The following is a 16,632-nucleotide window of genomic DNA, read 5'->3' as shown; positions in this document are numbered from 1 at the left end:
GTCATTTTCCGGATCGTCCAAGTGGCAATTTCACATGAGATCTGCCAAAAAAACCGCATTATCGGGTCCGTTTTAATTTGTCCGTTTCCCAAAATAAGCCCGATTTGGGGTTATTTCAAATCGGAGCCCGATACGGGCCTCTTTTGAGGTGTAAAAAGGGTAATCGGAGGCCATATTAAGCCCGGATTGGGGCAGGTATGTACCATGCCGGCACACAAGACAAGGGGGGAAGGCATCCCTTTCCACCCGTTGTCCGCAAAAAAACACTAACAAAGATTTTCCGGCTTTTCCGGAAAATGTCCGGCTCCGCTGCTGAACATTTTTAAAAAATAAACGAATCGCGAGCTTGAGGATTCCGGAAAAAAACCGGTCGGGTATCGGAGGTTACTATAGGAAATCCCGTGGATTCCAACCGGTTTTCCCGGGAGAAACCGGTGCGGATGTGCCCGGCTCCTGCGCGGTCATAAAAGACGGGTTTTCGGCAGTTGTACAATCCAGGAGTGCAGCCGGTTGGCTGGATGAACAAAATTTGTTTTGTTATAGCCAATCTCTACCCGCATGAGGGTAAACGGGGATACCCATGGGTGTTATGCCATGTTCCCTTCTTTTTTCAGGAACATGTCAACGTGGACGTTTGAATTTGCTCCATCGAACTGGATCAGGTAATTCCCTGCCGTGCGATAGGTATACGTTTTCTGGGAGAATTGGCCATAAATCCCCCCATATCCGTCCTGAGCAGCTTCCAGCCCGGTATCCTTATCATAGATCGTTACCGTGAACCAGGCAAATTCCGAAGGATACGTGGTATTGATGAGCTCGTCACGACCCGGTTGCGATGCCGTGTGGTTATAGATAAGTTTCGAATCTAACGTCATCTTCGGGGAAATAGTGTATTTGATAATCAGGGGAGGATTTACCACATCGAACGCCACCGCAGATGGAACATCTGTCGTACCATAGGAGAGATCATTCGAGTAAATCGCCACATAATTATCCTGTTCTTCCGTGGTCTCTGCGGTGGGTTGAACTAATCTCAGGGAAGGTTGAGTTGTCGTTATCTTGATGGGTGTCACTGTGGATACATAGCGAACGGTCGGGATGGGTGTTGCTTTCGTAGGCACGTAAATTGCCTGAATAGAACTCGATGAACTCCCCGTGGTCTGATTTAGTGTCGAATTTGCTGCGCTATGTACGGGAGAAATCTGATTGGAGTTCTCTACGGCTGCCAAGGATTTTTCTGATGCGTTCCCGGATTTGAAAATAAGGGAGAACACCGAGGGCCCCCCCAGAGCAAATACATTTACTATATCGATTACCAGAATGATCCCAATAATCAGCACGATGATCTTGAAAGCGCGGTCAGACAGTATACGATCCATTAATTCAATACTCAGTCCTTCATTTATTTATTGATTTATTGTTTCAATTTGTTAACTTAAATCTGTTAATAAAACACGGAATCAGGAAAAGAGACAGCGAATAGGTTTGAACATGTATCATGCTGTATCACACCCAGATCATCTGTTGTGTCGACTCCGGCTCCACAATCCGGGCCAGTGCGGGTGAACCCCTCGCCACTAACACCGCCCAGAACACATTTTTTTTACATGCTCATTTTTTCCGAACGTGTCGATCGCTGCATCCACATTTGCCTTCATCGCCCGTTGGATCAGTTTCGGCAGGAAGACAAACAGCGGCAGGAACACCGCCGCAACTTCGATGAACGCAAGGGTAATCTCAAAATGTATTGATGCTGACAAAAAAGGTGCACTTAATCTAAAAAACAAAACCTGTTTTTAGGATCTGCCGGATTACACTCCCCATTATGCTCCACTCCGGTGCCGGATATACTGACTGCCGGGAATTTGTACAAGCATCCTGCAAATAATCCGGGTATGCGCCCGGTTTTATGGATTGCCGGGCGGGTCCTTACTCTACGGCAAACAATACCTTTATTCAATCTTCATCCCATATCCCGTTATCAGGGATCCGCTTTCTGGAAGGGGATGCATAAAAAACCCGGGACTGAATCTGTGAAATTATCATGTGAGGTACCACAACGATTACCATCATTATCCAATAAAAATGAGCGTCCTCTGGAAATACTTAAAACCGCAAAAATGGCTCATTGTTGTCGCACTCGTTCTCGCTGGTATCAGTGAGCTCCTGAATCTTGTCGACCCGCTTATCTTCGGGAAAATTATCGACGATTATGCCTTAAACCCAGGGAACAGCACGGAAGAGGCTTTGATAAAAGGGGTCCTGTTCTGGCTGGGTGTGGCGGTCTCAATCGCCGTGCTCGCCCAGGTTACAACCGCGTTCCAGGACTATTTCACACGACTGGCCGTAAAAAAGTTCGGGATGCAGATCTTCAATGACGGACTCCAGCAGACGCTCCGCCTCACCTACGATGAGTACGAGAAACAGAGGAGCGGCGAGACGTTATCGGTACTGCAGAATGTGAGGGCTGATACCCAGGTCTTCATCAACCTGTTCATCAACGTCGTCTTCTCTTCTGTTGTCGGGATCTGTTTTCTTATTGCGTATTCGATCACCAAGAACTGGCTCTTAATACCGGTTTTTGTGGTCGGTATTATCGTGCTCGGGACGCTCTCGGGGTTACTGAGCAGGCAGATCAAGGTGACGCAACGGTCGATCAATCTTGAAACCTACAAAATATCGGGGGCGATCACGGAGTCCCTCCGGAACATCGAACTGGTAAAAAGTCTTGGCCTGACCTATCCCGAGATACGGAGAATATGGGACAATAACCTGAAGATCTTCAACCTGGAGATGATAAAAGTAAAGAGGATCCGGCTACTGACATTTTTGCAGGGAACGACGCTTGCCATCCTCAAGCAGTCGATCCTGTTCATCCTCCTCTGGCTGATCTTCCACAAGGTCCTTACGACGGGTGAATTGATCTCGATGCAGTTTATTGCCACGATCATTTTCGGGCCTTTGGAGGATCTTGGCAGTATCATCATCAGTTATAATGAGGTTGAAGCGTCCGTCAAATATTTCGATGAACTCATGCAGAAACCCATCGAACAGAACGTGGAAAACCCGATCGAGGTTGACGAGCTTTCTGAGATCCGTTTTGAGAACGTGGTGTTTCACCATAAGACTGCACATTTCAATGCGGTTGACGGGATCTCGTTTACGGTAAAGACCGGCGAGACGATCGCGTTTGTGGGGCCCTCGGGTGCCGGTAAGTCCACGCTCGTGAAACTCCTGCTCGGATTATACAGCCCGGTAAGCGGGGAGATTTATTTTAATGGCCACCCGTCTTCCCAGATCCGGTATAATCCCTTACGGCGGCAGATTGGGTTTGTTGCGCAGGACGCCCAGCTGTTCGCAGGAACCATCAAGGAGAATCTCCTGTTTGTCCAGCCGGATGCGACGGATGTGCAGATCATGGACGCATTGCACAAGGCCGCGTGCGATAACCTGCTCGCCGGTTCATCCCATGGTCTTGATACGGTTATCGGCGAAGGCGGCATGAACCTGTCGGGCGGCGAGAAGCAGCGTATCTCCATTGCACGAGCCCTGTTGCGCCATCCCCGGCTCCTGATCTTTGATGAGGCGACATCTGCCCTTGATTCGCTGACCGAGGAGGATATCACGAACACCATCAGGAATATTTCCCTGTCAAAAGACCAGATCTCGCTCCTGATCGCCCACCGGTTGTCGACGATCATGCACGCGGATGTGATCTACGTGCTGGAGCAGGGCAGGATTGTTGAGACTGGTTCTCACGCGAGTCTTCTTGAGCAGAAGGGCCTGTATTATGCAATGTGGCGCCAGCAGGTTGGTGAACGCAGGAACCCGGCGAACCGGACGTAATTTTGGGACATCATCCCGGAGATTATCAAACCCGCCATCCACACGCTTTTTTTAATGGCCGGCCTGGCCTCTTTTCTGCAAAATCAAAAAACCAAAAGATCTAATATTTATCATCACATATCTTGTTTCGCATGTTTGAATCAGGCAAACCTCCAGTTGTCGAGAATACGGAAGAGAACCGGCAGATCTGCAGGAAATACTGCACCATCTGCCAGAACTACAAGCACCATTCGCTTGAAAAACACCAGCCGACTGAGCTCTTCTGCGGCTGTGGAACCTCCAATGCCACGTCAATGAAAGAGATCGGCTGCTTCTGCCCGGCCTGCCCGCTCTTCATGAAGTACCATCTTCGCGGCGGATATTACTGCGTAAGAAGGTAGACGAACTTTTTTCTCTGCACTTCTTTTTTTTACCTGCTTACAGGATCAGGGAAACGGCAGTGACGATCACAAAGAGGCCCCGGGCTATGTACAACCGTCTGACCCGCGCCCGGCCTGCGATGCTTGTACGGGACATGACGAGGTTGCCGTACACCAGATGGTCCTGGTGCCAAAGAGATCTTCTGCAATTGCCATTCATTGTGATTTGCTCACTTCATTATCAAACCCATAGCAAATGACGAAGAGCCTTTTTAATTTTGGCAATGCTTGACCCTCTGGATTTTTCCTTTGGCACGGGCGGGTGGTGCGCCCGGTACCTTTTTAAAAAAATTCACAGGAAACCTATTATTCTTGTCATACGATCCCTTCCATATGAAAAATGGGGAAATAAAAGTTGAGGATACGGAAGAGAACCGGCAGATCTGCCTGAAGTACTGCGGGTCATGCCCGACCTACAAGCGCAACTCCCTTGGGAAATCCGAGCCGGGGTCCCTCTTCTGCGCACGCGGGACATCATGTGCCCCGTTAATTAAAGAGATCAACTGCTACTGTCCGGCCTGCGAGATCTTTGATAAGAACCATCTCAACATCGGGCGCTTCTGCGACAGGAAATAGGGGGATTTTTCCCTGCACTTCTGTTTTAACCCGCTTTTTGACTGTACTGACCGATCTCGGATCCGGGCGTTTTGCAAGGTTTTCCGGTTGAGGAAACGGGCAATCCGGGGCCACGTGGGCATTCATGGGGAGCATTATTTCTGAAGCGCTCTCCCCGGGATACCATGTCATGCAGATGATCCGTGACCTTGGCGTTGGAACAGCCGCACTGATCTTCAACATATCGGTGGTTGTCTTTGGCGTCCTGCTCACCGCTGCTGCCTGCCTGCTCCGGAGGGGAGGGCCGTTACCGGGTTTTCTGCACTCATGGCATTGACCGGTATCAGGCAGGTGGGTATCGGCATCTTTCCTGAAAATACCAGGACGCCGCACCTAATCGCTGCCTCTCTCATGTTTGTCAGCGGAGGCATTCTTGCAATTGCAGCGTCCCGTGTTTTTCTCGTACCCAGGGCGTGGATCTCAGGCACACTCGGGATCATCACGCTGGTTGCGATCATTCTGTTCGAAATAAAATTCTGTATCGGGTTGGGTAAAGGCGGCATGGAACGGATTATTGCCGATCCGCTCATTCTCTGGGCGCTCGGGAGCGGTGCGGTTCTCATGGCCCCTATAAAAATAGTGTCGGCAGGCTCTTTGCCAGACCTGTTCACATCACACGTTTTTTTTATCCGGTTGTGCTTGCGGTGACATCCGCCAGAACCTTTTATGAGAATACATTTATAATATTTGGCGTCGCATCCACGAACTGATCGGTATGATACGGGGTGCGCTGTGTATTGTTATAATTCTGGCTTTCATCGTTCCTGTTGTGGCAGATACCTCTTCGCAGCCATGGAGCTGGAATACCTACCGCGGGACAATCGTCTGGCAGGTAACCGTGAAGGAAGACGAATCTGCCTGTGACAACGGAGTATCCACAAACCAGTATTCTGTCCCGATCCAGTATAACCTCACGACCGCCGTGATGGGGGATGTCGGGCATGGCGTTGCAGAAGGATCATTTATTTCCGGGAACATTTTGCACACACCGGGCAGGACCGTCGATGATCCCCCGGGAACATCGACATTATCTGCATACGATGTGTTCTTCACGACCGATTGTTCCGCATTCGCTGCAAAATACAGCTGGAAGTATAATGATCGCTATGGTTCATGCAGCGGCACAACGACGCTCGCCGGGGCAAACAGCAACGAGTGCCCCATGTATGGTTCATTCACCTTGCCATCGGATATTGCCGCAGCACGCTACGATTTCAACAATGATCTCGACGTCCGCCTTGACCGGGATACGATAACCCACCAGCTTGAGGCCAGGCAGATCAATCCGGATGTGGCAAACGCCAGGATCTCCCAGGATAACGCCCAGATCACTGCGATGGACCAAAAACTTGAAGGGGAGTACAAGGCGATCCTGTCAAAGGATCCCACCAACTTTGATGCAAATACCGGCCTTGCAGAACTGAAAAAGAACCAGGGGAAATGGGATGAATTTATCCTGTACATGAACAAAGCCCTGAGTAACACCGCGGTCTCCGAGAGCAAGGCACAGGATATCAGGAACCGGATCATACGGGAAAATAACATGGGGACATGGCCGACTCCGGACAACAGCATCCTCATAGAGACGCTGGGGCCCGATGTCCGCACGTCAGCGCAAAACGTCTACGGGCAGAACCTCCAGAAAGCGACGACCGGGACCGTGGACCTTGACAACCTGAGGTATATCTTTACCTACCAGGGAGGGAAAGATTTCTTAAAAACGCTGGGCTCGCCGGGAGGGGAGTAACATGAAGGAGGTAAAAACTGCAAAACGTACGGCGCGTTCCCTCGCGGCTATCCTCGGCATAGTCCTCATGATCCTCGCTGCCGGCTGTGCATCGACTACGGGAGCATCCCCTGCATCCGGAAACCCAAGCCCGGAACAGGCCGCGTTCATCGCTGCAGCAGGCAAATGCAGTGAAACGAGTATGACCGCCACCGGGATTGCCGGGACGTTTACCTATTCGGTCTCCCCGGACTGCACGTTCACAAAGACCCTCGTTCGCTTAAACAAGAGCGAAACGCAGGGGATGAAGACGATGCTTGAGGGAAAGAATATGACCTGCGTCTATACCCCGGGGAACTTTGATTCCCGGTGGGTGACATCCATTGTGGGGGGAATGGAATACTGTAACGGCGACCTGAAAGATGCCCTTGCGAACCTGATCATATTTACGACATGAGGGGTCCGTGACCCCACCCTGCCAACATCTCATTTTTTCCGGGAGGGGACAAAAAGAGCCGGTTCTCCACCCCGGTCCACACAGTATTTCTGTTTACTCTCCCAATCCACCGGTCACGCGTATGGCCGGTGAAAAACGCGATTTTAATGCAGCAGCAGCAACAGGGGATGAGAACCCGTGCCGGGTACGGATGGCACATGATGTGGCCCGGGGCATTCTTGGGACAATCCCGCCGGGGCCGGAGATGGACGTGCTGGACGTCGGGTGCGGGACGGGTCTGTTGACCCTTCTCCTCCAGCCCCATGTCCGCACGATCACGGCAGTCGACAGCTCGCAGGGCATGCTCGATGTGCTGGACAAGAAAATTAAGGCGCTGGACAAAAATAACGTCATCACCCGCCGCGTGGACCTGGAACAGGGAGACGAACTCCCCGGCACATTTGACCTCGCGATCAGCAGTATGACCTTCCACCACATCCGGGACACCGGCATGCTCCTCAACCGGATAGCGGGTGTCCTCAAAACCGGAGGGAGGATTGCGATTGCCGATCTCGATTCCGATGAGGGAAAGTTCCATGATTCAAACGAAGGTGTGTTCCATTTCGGCTTCGACCGGTACACGATGAAGAAATCATTCGAAGCTGCCGGTTTTTCTTCGGTCCGTAACCGGACTGCTGCGATCATGCAGAAATCCGGGCCGGACGGCGAGGTGCGGACGTTTACGGTGTTCCTGATGACCGGCGAGAAGCGGGCGTGAGTGCCCGAAAACCTGAGGGAGGCCACGGTTGAAAAAGAGGCCCGGGAATTTTCGGCGACAGGAACCGACCAGGCCGGAATATGGCTGCCGTAAGGCATTGCGATGCGGGACTGCCCGATTATTTACCGGCTCCCGGTGTTTCTCATCACCATAGTGGGGCCGTGCATCATCTGCTTTTTCTCGCCCGAGAGCAGCGTGAAGCTGATTGCCATCTGCGTCATCAGCCACATGACCCTACCCTCGTTTTTGGGAGGGCCGATACAATCCAGCAGGATTATTTATTCCCGGTGCAAATGTAATGGGATTAAATTATGAAACACGCAGTCTTTATTCTTCTTGCAGGCATCGCCTGCATCTTCATGATCGCTGCCGGATGTACATCATCCTCCGGCACCGCAACCACAGCAACGCCAACGGCAACCCCGGTAGCAACTACCGCTGCACCCGCGGACACGACCGCACAGCCTAATGCACCGGCTACCCCCGCGCCGAGCTTTGCCGGGAACTGGAACGTCACCTGGACGTCCGGATCGGACCCAATCGTTACAACGACCATGACGATGAAGCAGAACGGCACCACCGTGACCGGGACATACACCTATGTCGATAACGGTAAAATCACCGGCTCCATTAAGGGTACCGTGGAAGGCAACCGGTTAACCGGCTCGTGGAACGATATTTACCCCAACGTTACCTACAGCGGCCCGCTCGCGTTCACGCTCTCCGCTGACGCGAACTCGTTTACCGGCAAGTATGCATCCGATTCCGACGCCCCCGGTGCGATAAACAACACCACCGACTACTGGAACGGCGTGAGAGTGTAAGATTACCGGACGGCCCGGATGGCAGCATAATTATTTTTTTGGTTTTTAAAAAAACTTTATTTTGTACGATCTGCGATTAATTTTTCCGTCGTAGAGATTACGGTGAATCCGGCATTTTTGCTGGTTCAGTACTTCTCTATTTTCAAATTGAATGAACAACTACCAAAAATTCGTATAAGCCAGATCTGGAAGCGGAAGTATCTTTTTTGACAGCCACCCCCCCTCCCCCGGGCCACTAGAGGGGGGGTGGGGGTATCATGCATTTAAAAAATCGGTCGGGGTGTGGGGGGCCTCTCCTTTTTGGGAGCGGGGGTTACCCCCTTAGCAAGAAAAGAGGCCCCTACCCCCCAAGCAATCGGCCGGCAAAATATACCTTCAGACGATAACTCCACACGAAGCACAGGTTTTGGAAATGCTGGAAAAGGGGGGGTAGGGCCCCACTTATGCCCGGACTGGGGGGTGGGGGTATCATGCATTTAAAAAATTGGTCGGGGGGTCGGGGTACCTCTCATTTTTGGGAGTGGGGGGTGCCACCCAGGGCTTGCCAGGAGGGGGTACCCCAAGGGACCGGGAATCGCTTCGGCAAGTCCTATTAAAATTCTGATGTTTGCAAAGGAAGATTTAGAGAAGTACTGTGGTTAATAGAAATCCTTATAGATGTATGACAACGGCTCCTCGCTCAAACATGGTGCAACCGCATAAGTCCTATGAATTAAAAAAAGTGTGCGATATCAGGTCACCTGCGCCATTATTAAGGTTCGTTCGCGCATATGTAGTCGTGAGAGGGAGAGAGCGGCTGACGGTAGCTTTAGTGCTGCTGAGGAAAGTCCCCCCACCTGCCGAGCACGCAGCCATACACAAGTATGGGTGGCGAGAGTCACGGCAATGGCACAGAAACGACACGGCCTGTTCCCAGTTATGATACGGCTGAGCTCCTTTACGGAAGCGAGAAGTGCACGTTTTTCGTGCATGAGTAACCCGCTGAGCGTTTTAACGGAACAGGATACGATGAAACGGCGAAACCCTGCGGGTGCAAGCCAGAACAGGGCAATGGATCGCTCGGTATCCGCCCGGGTATGGCGCAGAGCTGAATGCCGCATGAACAGAAGGAGGCTTACTCCTCCCACTCACTCATTCTTTCATAAATAACCGATGACAAGGGCAAGCGTTCTCCCTGCTTTTGGTTTTCACCGTTACCCCTTCATAAAACCCCTCCCGTCCCTGATGTTTTTTCTCCGGTATCTCATACTGACATGACGTTAATCCAGGCTCAATTTAAGCCCCGATCGCCATCCGATCGCCCAAAAAGAAGCCCGTATTAGGCCCCGTTTCCAAATGTCCCCAAATCAGGCTTGTTTTGGGAAACGGACGAGTAAAAACAGGCTCGATAATGAGACTCTTTCGGCAGATCTCGGGTCAGACTACCTTTTACACGATCAGGAAAACAGGGGCCGCCAGATAGCGGCTACATGGAGATTATGGGCATTATATGAGGCTCAATTTGGACTCATTTTGGTAAAATAAACGATATTTTTACTTGAATTTCCAGCACTCCAAATCGGACGGTTTTACTGGCGTTTTTCTAAAAAGCACCTTTTCGGGGCAGGACTACCGGGTTCAGCTCGTAATTCCAACGTGCATCCCGGTCCTGCCCATCTTCACATTCTCCCGTTGTGCGCATTCATCAAATCTTCATTGATACATACGATGATCTTTAACTAGGGACTCCTGTTCCCGGCAAAATAAAAAAGGTAAAACATGAAAACTACCACCAGCCGGGTTGTATGTTTCTTATTATGCAGTCTGATGATGGGACGAGGGGTGCCAAATCAACGTTGATGAATGCAGTCGGTCGTTCTACCCGTACTATTTTGATCTGAATCCGGAACGGCGGTCAGATCTTTTTCCTTACGAGAGTTTTTCGTAATAATTCTTTGAACTGCAGGCTGCACATTTTCCGTCTACGATGAGGTAGTCTGGTACACTCTCGCCGCAGGATGGGCAGATGACCGGTTTCCATTTCATTTTACCGGTGACTGGCACCCGTACCCGTTCAGCAGACAGGATCTCCCTTTTAGCGCGGAATATCTCTTCTTGGAGGCTGTCACCCATGGTGTGTTTCTTGTAGTCGGGGCTGTTTGCATACCACATATCGATGACGGGAAATTTTTTGAGTTTTTTACCGTCGACCCAGACCCGTACACCTTCCGTTGTGCTGCTGTCGGATGCCCGGTTCAGGGTTATGGCAAATTTCCCTATGGGCAGGACGGTAAGCCTCCCGTTACCGGTCGTACTGTGGGCGATCACCTGGAGCGTGTCCGGAAGGCACTTGGGTGTTTCGCAGACGCCAAAAAGTTTCTCTTCAGCGGTTGCCTCGAGCAGTTCGAGAGCATAATCCACCATGAAGGCACCGATCAGTACTCCCGGTGCTGGAGCGGTGTGAAACTCAGTACAATGGATTATATATTCCTGAACCCGGCCGGGAACGCCGCAGGCCTGCATGCGGGCAGTAAACTCCTTGGGATCGTGGTGATGATGTCCTTTTTCCATGAAGATCACTTTGTACGTCATACCATTAAACATTTTATTTTCACTTTTTGAGGCTGTTGACTTCTTCACAATTTTTTTATGGGGGGGTTGGAAAAATCTGGAATTTTTGGAAAGGAAACCATTTGCTTATGTCTACAGGAGAAGAGATATTGACGGGTATCACGAATAGGGAGATTAAAACGATAAAAATTATTACGATAATGCCCAATTTGTCATACATTACGCGTTCGTTGCTCCAGAGCAATACCGAACCACCTGAAAAATAACACTGAGGTCACTTACATGGTTACGAAGGGAATGTTACTCGTAGGTCATGGCAGCACGATGCCCTACAACAAGGAACTCATCGAATCGACCGGAAAACTGATCGCGGCCCAGACTTCCGAGTTTGTGGTCAAATGCGGTTTTATGAATATCAATAAACCGTCCATCAAGGATGCTCTTGCTGAGTTCAAAAAAGAAAATATCGATGCGCTCGTGGTCGTCCCGCTCTTTCTTGCAAAAGGCGTCCACATCGAAAAAGACATTCCCGCTGAGATCGGCATTCCTGAAGGTACAAAGAAGGGTACGTTTGCACTCAACGGAAAATCCATTCCACTCGTCTACGCCGACCCAATCGGGATCGACCCGCTGCTTGCCGAGCTGATGGTCAAAAACGCGAAAAAGGCACTCACGCTTATCTGAAGCGGCATATGCGGATCCTGGTACTCGATACAATCCATGGCGGCTGCGAGATCGGGGGAGCGTTTGCCCGGGCCGGCCACACCGTCGATATGGTGGACGTGTATCGGGGCACGACACCGGAAGCGGCAGAACGGGCTGCACAGGAGACATATGATCTCGTTGTCGCGCCGGTTCACCTCGACCCGGAGCACCCCCTGCTTGCCGGACGCTCCGGATCGGAACCGGTGATCTCCCATCACGAGGCAGTAAGGCAGCTGCTTGAGGGTCACGTGCCCCACCCGATGATCGAGATCACCGGGGCGCAGGGAAAGACGACAACTGCATTCGCACTCGCGCACCTGCTGCCCGGCCCCGGTGTCCTGCACACATCGGCCGGGACCTACGAGATGCCCGGGCGAACGTGGTTCTTTAAAAAAAGCATCACGCCAGCCTCGGTCCTTGGGGCCACAGAAAAGGCGGTATCCCTTCCCGGCTGGCTTATTGCTGAAGAATCCCTCGGAGTGACCGGGGCCGGTGACCTTGCCATCATCACGTCTCCGTCCGATTACCGGTGCGCAGCCGGGAAAAAAAGTGCGCTCGCAGAAAAGATCGCATCGGCCAAAAAATGCCGGCGTCTCCTGCTCGCACCCGGTATCCCGACAGTGGAGCATGCGGAAGCCGTGCAGCTGGACGATGTTGCCCGGGTCTCCGGCACGACCTGCACCATCGAGTATGGCGGACGGACTGCTACGTTCTCAAACCCCCTGCTCGTCCAGCCCGGGTACCGGGTCCCGCTTGCCCTTGCCGGCACGGCTGCCGTGATGCTCGGGTACGACCCCGCACTGCTTTCCACATTCTCCGGGGTGGCGGGGCGCATGTCGGTAAGGAAACACCACAACGTCCTTGTCATCGACAACGCAAACAGCGGGACGACCGCTGAGACAACGGTCGAGGCCGCCCGGTACGCCCGGGCCTGTGCAGGATCTCCCGGGATCACGCTCGTGATAGGCACGGTCAAAGGCGACGGTGCTGTCTGCGAAGGATTCCCTGACGAGCAGATCATATCCGCAATCGAAACGATCCGGCCCCGCTCGGTCATCTGGGTGGGTGACCCCCCGAAACACGGGACTGACACTTCTGCCTCGTGGAAGATCGACGCAGTCTGCCCGACCTTAAAAGAGGCCGAGCGCTGCGCTCTTGAGAGAACAACGACCGGTGCCATTGTGCTCGCGGTCAAGACCTGGAGATAAAAATGATACCTGAACGATTCATGCACCCCCGCCCGAGCTCGATTGTGGCCGCACTCTATACCGCACGCGACCTCAAAGTGGATGTCGCGATCCTGCACGGCCCCTCGGGCTGCTCGTTCAAGCATGCCCGGCTCCTCGAAGAGGACGGGATGCGGGTGCTCACGACGGCGCTTGCAGACAACGAGTTTATCTTTGGCGGCCAGAAGCCGCTCGAAGAGGTGCTGCGGTACGCAGAGGATCATTTTGCCCCGAAGAAGATGGCCGTGATCGGGACCTGTGTCTCGATGATTATCGGGGAGGATCTCCCCTCGGCTATCGACAGCGCAGGGATCACGACCCCCACCATTGCCGTGGACATCCACGCGGGATTTCCTGAGAATATTTCCGGTGTGCTTGCGACGCTCGACGCAGCAAAGGAGGCCGGCTGGATTACGGAAGACGAGCTCGTCCGCCAGCACCGGCTCATGGGAAAAGCAAACGAGGTTGAAAAATTACGGGGCGCAGCATCGCAGGCATACATCGAACCCTCGCGGGGCGACTTAAAGCATGTCGCGGCTCAAAGGCTCATCGAATGTGCACGGAGCGGGGCAAAGGGCGTCGCGATCCTGAATGCAAAAAAGGAGACCGCGTACATGTTTGCCGATGAATTAATCGCGCTCCACGATGCCTGCCCGGATGCGAATATCACCTACATCGCAAACCTCGACAACCGGGGCCTGCCCAAGGTGCGGGCGGATGCAGAGCGGATCCGTGACGAGATGACAAAGCGCGGCGTGACGCTTGAACTGATCGGTGCGCTGGACGAGTACGGGGCAAACGGTGACGCGCTTGGCGCCCGGATCCGGGAAATTGCCCCTACGTTTGCACTTATTGCCGGCGTCCCGCACGCGATCGCCCCTGAGTACACGAACGGGATCGAGTGCTTCTCGGTGACTAACGGCCCCCGGCAGGTCGCGCCGCTCCACGCGATCGGCCACGAGCACGTACTCGTCGAGATCGACCTCCACCCAAAGACGCTGGGCGTGCGGGAGATCGTGGAGAGCGAGTTTGGTGCGGTGCTCCGGAGCATCGCATGAAATCCATTCTCATCACCGGCGACCGGTCCGGCAGCGGGAAGACGAGCATCACGCTTGCCCTTGCCGCCCTGCTCTCAAAAGAGCACACGGTCCAGACCTTCAAGGTCGGGATGGACTACATCGACCCCTCGTACCTTGCCGCAGCCTCGGGCCGGCCGTGCCGGAACCTCGATAATTTTGCCTTGAGCGAGGGACAGATCCGCGACATCTTCGCGTTCGGGTGCCGGGGTGCCGACATCGCGCTTGTGGAAGGAGTCCGGGGTCTCTACGAAGGGGCCGAGGCGCTCGACGACACCGGCAGCACGGCGGCGATCGCGAAAGTCCTCGATATCCCGGTCGTGCTCGTCGTCTCGGCGCAGAGCATCACCCGGAGCGCGGCGGCGCTTGTGAAAGGGTTCCAGGTCTTCGATCCCGATATCAGGATTGCAGGGGTCATCCTCAACCAGGTCAAGGGCGGCTCGCACCGGGACAAAGCGACCAAGGCGATCGAGTATTACTGCGGCGTGCCGGTGATCGGCGCGATCCCCCGGATGGAGGAGATGCAGCTTGCCATGCGCCACCTTGGCCTTGTCCCGTTCCGGGAGGGCAGCGGCCGGGGGGATTTTGACAAACGGATCGATGCCATCACCGGGATCATCGGGAAGTATGTCGATCTTGACCGACTCCTTTCGCTCGCCCGGGAACGCGAGCCCGTATCCCGGATGGACACGCTCCTCGACCCCGCAGAAGAGCAGCACGTCCGGATCGGCGTCGCGCTCGACGAGGCGTTCAACTTCTACTATGCCGACCTCTTCGATGTGCTCGCCTCGCTCGGGGCAAAGACCGTGCCGTTCAGCCCCCTTCATGACCGGCTGCCGGACGCGGACGGGTATATCATCGGCGGGGGATACCCGGAACTCTTTGTCCCGCAACTGGAGGCAAACGACTGTATGCGCGAGGCGGTGCGCGAAGTGTCGAAGAACGGCACCCCGATCTATGCAGAGTGTGGCGGGCTCATGTATCTCACCGACCGGATGGTGCTAAAACCCGGCTGGCAGGGGCAGGAGAAGGAACTGTCCGGGCAGATGTGCGGCGTGTTTGCGGGCGAGACCCGGATGCCGGCCAAGCGCGTGGTCAGTTACGTGGAAGGTGTCAGCAACGCCACCTGCCCGATGGGCGCTGCACGGTTCCGCGGCCACGAATTCCATTATTCGGAAGTTCTCCTTGCCCCGGAAACAACGTATGCCTACCGGCTGTCCCGCGGCATCGGCATCCACGATAACCTTGACGGGGCGGTGGTGAAAAATACCCTCGGGAGCTACACGCACCTCCACCCGGTCGGGAGCCGGGATATGTTCCATAACTTTTTTGATTGCTGCATGAACCAGCAATGAACTTTTTTTAAAGCGGGGGCGGCAGGAAAATCCGCACAAAAGAAAAAACTACAAGACACACCACACCCCATAACAATTTATGATCATTTACATTGACGGGAAATACCTCCCTGAAGGCCTCGCAAAGGTCTCTGTGTTCGATCACGGCCTGTTATACGGCGATGGTGTTTTTGAGGGAATCCGCGCATATAACGGCAGGGTCTTCCGACTCAAGGAACATATCGACCGGCTCTACGATTCGGCTAAGACGGTCGATATCCAGCCGCCGATCTCAAAAGAGGCGATGACCGAGGCGATCTGTGAGACGCTGCGCCGGAACAAGCTCAAGGATGCCTACATCCGGCCGATCATCACCCGGGGCGTCGGTGACCTCGGCCTTGATCCCCGCCGGTGCAAGAAGGCATCGGTTATTGTTATCGCCGTGACCTGGGGGGCGATGTACGGCGACCTGTACGAGAAGGGCTTAAAGGCGATCACCGTCTCGGTCCGGAGAAACGCCGCCGAGTCCCTCCCGCCGAACGTGAAGAGTCTCAACTACCTAAACAACATCCTCGCGAAGATCGAGGCGAACTACAAGGGTGGCGACGAGGCGATCTTCTTTGACACGAACGGGTACGTGGCCGAAGGTTCGGGCGACAACCTGTACATCATCAAGAACGGCGAGATCATCACCCCGCACACGCTCAACAACCTCCGGGGCATCACCCGGGTGGTCGTAAAAGAGATTGCAGAGTCGCTCGGGATCACCTTCCGGGAGCAGAACCTCGGGTACTTCGATCTCTACACCGCGGACGAACTGATCTGCTCCGGGACAGCGGCAGAGGTCGCACCGATCACGTGGGTCGACGGCAGGGTCATCGGCACCGGGAAGCCCGGCCCGATCACCCGGCAGCTGATTGCAGCGTTCCATACCGTGACCGAACACGAGGGATATCCAGTTTATACAAAGGCAAAGGCTGGTAAGGCAAAGCCGGCAGCAAAAAAGAGTGCTGCACCAAAGCCGGTGGCAAAGAAGCCTGCCGCAAAGAAGACCGGCGCACGGAAAAAATAATTTTTTTGCCGGGGGCCCGGGAATG

General features: G+C 53.7%; 17 protein-coding genes and 1 other RNA gene. 15 read left to right on the top strand and 3 right to left on the bottom strand.

The genetic code is table 11. The annotated features are described in order from the left end of the window. Positions 1-587: 587 nt before the first annotated feature. Both WCX19_RS09615 and WCX19_RS09610 read right to left on the bottom strand, forming a co-directional pair. A complete protein-coding gene (locus tag WCX19_RS09615) occupies positions 588-1,379 on the bottom strand; it encodes a hypothetical protein (RefSeq protein WP_373007527.1) in 792 nt (263 codons plus the stop codon). 198 nt (positions 1,380-1,577) lie between these two features. Beyond that, on the bottom strand, positions 1,578-1,760 hold the full coding sequence (locus tag WCX19_RS09610; protein WP_373007525.1) for a hypothetical protein: 183 nt from the start codon (positions 1,758-1,760) through the stop codon (positions 1,578-1,580). Positions 1,761-2,085: 325 nt separating this feature from the next. Here WCX19_RS09610 and WCX19_RS09605 point away from each other — a divergent pair, with 325 nt between their 5' ends. The 10 genes from WCX19_RS09605 (at position 2,086) to rnpB (ending at position 9,773) form a co-directional block, all read left to right on the top strand. Beyond that, entirely contained in the window at positions 2,086-3,846 is a 1,761-nt protein-coding gene (locus tag WCX19_RS09605) for an ABC transporter ATP-binding protein (RefSeq protein WP_373007523.1), read from the top strand. Positions 3,847-3,977: 131 nt separating this feature from the next. After that, the gene (locus tag WCX19_RS09600; protein ID WP_373007521.1) at positions 3,978-4,226 is read left to right on the top strand and encodes a DUF2769 domain-containing protein; all 249 of its coding nucleotides are present in this window, start codon (positions 3,978-3,980) and stop codon (positions 4,224-4,226) included. Between the two features lie 372 nt (positions 4,227-4,598). After that, a complete protein-coding gene (locus WCX19_RS09595) occupies positions 4,599-4,841 on the top strand; it encodes a DUF2769 domain-containing protein (protein WP_373007519.1) in 243 nt (80 codons plus the stop codon). A gap of 124 nt (positions 4,842-4,965) precedes the next feature. Then, positions 4,966-5,157: a hypothetical protein gene (locus WCX19_RS09590; RefSeq protein ID WP_373007517.1), complete on the top strand. Its 192-nt coding sequence runs from the start codon at positions 4,966-4,968 to the stop codon at positions 5,155-5,157. Beyond that, positions 5,148-5,528 (top strand): hypothetical protein, encoded by a 381-nt coding sequence (locus WCX19_RS09585; RefSeq protein WP_373007515.1) that lies wholly within the window; start codon positions 5,148-5,150, stop codon positions 5,526-5,528. The genes WCX19_RS09590 and WCX19_RS09585 overlap by 10 nt, the downstream gene beginning before the upstream one ends. Positions 5,529-5,595: 67 nt before the next feature. Next, complete coding sequence (locus tag WCX19_RS09580; protein WP_373007514.1) at positions 5,596-6,627, top strand: tetratricopeptide repeat protein; 1,032 nt, start codon at positions 5,596-5,598, stop codon at positions 6,625-6,627. A 1-nt stretch (position 6,628) separates the two neighbouring features. Further along, entirely contained in the window at positions 6,629-7,063 is a 435-nt protein-coding gene (locus WCX19_RS09575; protein ID WP_373007512.1) for a hypothetical protein, read from the top strand. Between the two features lie 121 nt (positions 7,064-7,184). Further along, entirely contained in the window at positions 7,185-7,820 is a 636-nt protein-coding gene (locus WCX19_RS09570) for a class I SAM-dependent methyltransferase (RefSeq protein WP_373007510.1), read from the top strand. Between the two features lie 311 nt (positions 7,821-8,131). Next, positions 8,132-8,644 carry a hypothetical protein gene (locus WCX19_RS09565; protein ID WP_373007508.1) on the top strand — a complete coding sequence of 171 codons (513 nt, stop codon included), beginning with the start codon at positions 8,132-8,134 and terminating at the stop codon, positions 8,642-8,644. 780 nt (positions 8,645-9,424) lie between these two features. Continuing rightward, positions 9,425-9,773: RNase P RNA component (gene rnpB / locus WCX19_RS09560), an RNA gene on the top strand. Between the two features lie 779 nt (positions 9,774-10,552). Here the strand turns inward: rnpB and WCX19_RS09555 are convergent. After that, positions 10,553-11,215, bottom strand: coding sequence for an FmdE family protein (locus WCX19_RS09555; protein WP_373007506.1), 663 nt, complete (start codon positions 11,213-11,215; stop codon positions 10,553-10,555). Positions 11,216-11,449: 234 nt separating this feature from the next. On the opposite strand from WCX19_RS09555, the gene cfbA reads away from it, so the two are divergent. The 5 genes from cfbA to ilvE all read left to right on the top strand — a co-directional run bounded on the left by cfbA (position 11,450) and on the right by ilvE (position 16,607). Then, positions 11,450-11,878: a sirohydrochlorin nickelochelatase gene (cfbA, locus tag WCX19_RS09550; protein ID WP_373007529.1), complete on the top strand. Its 429-nt coding sequence runs from the start codon at positions 11,450-11,452 to the stop codon at positions 11,876-11,878. An 8-nt stretch (positions 11,879-11,886) separates the two neighbouring features. Beyond that, positions 11,887-13,107, top strand: coding sequence for a coenzyme F430 synthase (cfbE, locus tag WCX19_RS09545; protein ID WP_373007504.1), 1,221 nt, complete (start codon positions 11,887-11,889; stop codon positions 13,105-13,107). A gap of 2 nt (positions 13,108-13,109) precedes the next feature. Next, positions 13,110-14,183, top strand: a complete 1,074-nt coding sequence (gene cfbD, locus WCX19_RS09540; protein ID WP_373007502.1) for a Ni-sirohydrochlorin a,c-diamide reductive cyclase catalytic subunit — start codon at positions 13,110-13,112, stop codon at positions 14,181-14,183. Beyond that, positions 14,180-15,556 (top strand): Ni-sirohydrochlorin a,c-diamide synthase, encoded by a 1,377-nt coding sequence (gene cfbB, locus WCX19_RS09535; RefSeq protein ID WP_373007500.1) that lies wholly within the window; start codon positions 14,180-14,182, stop codon positions 15,554-15,556. The genes cfbD and cfbB overlap by 4 nt, the downstream gene beginning before the upstream one ends. Before the next feature lie 79 nt (positions 15,557-15,635). After that, complete coding sequence (ilvE, locus tag WCX19_RS09530; RefSeq protein ID WP_373007498.1) at positions 15,636-16,607, top strand: branched-chain-amino-acid transaminase; 972 nt, start codon at positions 15,636-15,638, stop codon at positions 16,605-16,607. The last annotated feature ends 25 nt before the right edge of the window (positions 16,608-16,632 follow it).

It is taken from the genome of Methanoregula sp., assembly GCF_041663825.1.
GTDB lineage: Archaea > Halobacteriota > Methanomicrobia > Methanomicrobiales > Methanospirillaceae > Methanoregula.
This window is presented reverse-complemented; position numbering and strand designations above follow the sequence as displayed.

Coding starts and splice junctions, on each gene's coding strand:
- WCX19_RS09615 (WP_373007527.1), bottom strand. CDS start 1,379: ATGGATCGTATACTGTCTGACCGCGCTTTCAAGATCATCGTGCTGATT.
- WCX19_RS09605 (WP_373007523.1), top strand. CDS start 2,086: ATGAGCGTCCTCTGGAAATACTTAAAACCGCAAAAATGGCTCATTGTT.
- WCX19_RS09600 (WP_373007521.1), top strand. CDS start 3,978: ATGTTTGAATCAGGCAAACCTCCAGTTGTCGAGAATACGGAAGAGAAC.
- WCX19_RS09595 (WP_373007519.1), top strand. CDS start 4,599: ATGAAAAATGGGGAAATAAAAGTTGAGGATACGGAAGAGAACCGGCAG.
- WCX19_RS09590 (WP_373007517.1), top strand. CDS start 4,966: ATGGGGAGCATTATTTCTGAAGCGCTCTCCCCGGGATACCATGTCATG.
- WCX19_RS09585 (WP_373007515.1), top strand. CDS start 5,148: ATGGCATTGACCGGTATCAGGCAGGTGGGTATCGGCATCTTTCCTGAA.
- WCX19_RS09580 (WP_373007514.1), top strand. CDS start 5,596: ATGATACGGGGTGCGCTGTGTATTGTTATAATTCTGGCTTTCATCGTT.
- WCX19_RS09575 (WP_373007512.1), top strand. CDS start 6,629: ATGAAGGAGGTAAAAACTGCAAAACGTACGGCGCGTTCCCTCGCGGCT.
- WCX19_RS09570 (WP_373007510.1), top strand. CDS start 7,185: ATGGCCGGTGAAAAACGCGATTTTAATGCAGCAGCAGCAACAGGGGAT.
- WCX19_RS09565 (WP_373007508.1), top strand. CDS start 8,132: ATGAAACACGCAGTCTTTATTCTTCTTGCAGGCATCGCCTGCATCTTC.
- WCX19_RS09555 (WP_373007506.1), bottom strand. CDS start 11,215: ATGACGTACAAAGTGATCTTCATGGAAAAAGGACATCATCACCACGAT.
- cfbE (WP_373007504.1), top strand. CDS start 11,887: ATGCGGATCCTGGTACTCGATACAATCCATGGCGGCTGCGAGATCGGG.
- cfbD (WP_373007502.1), top strand. CDS start 13,110: ATGATACCTGAACGATTCATGCACCCCCGCCCGAGCTCGATTGTGGCC.
- cfbB (WP_373007500.1), top strand. CDS start 14,180: ATGAAATCCATTCTCATCACCGGCGACCGGTCCGGCAGCGGGAAGACG.
- ilvE (WP_373007498.1), top strand. CDS start 15,636: ATGATCATTTACATTGACGGGAAATACCTCCCTGAAGGCCTCGCAAAG.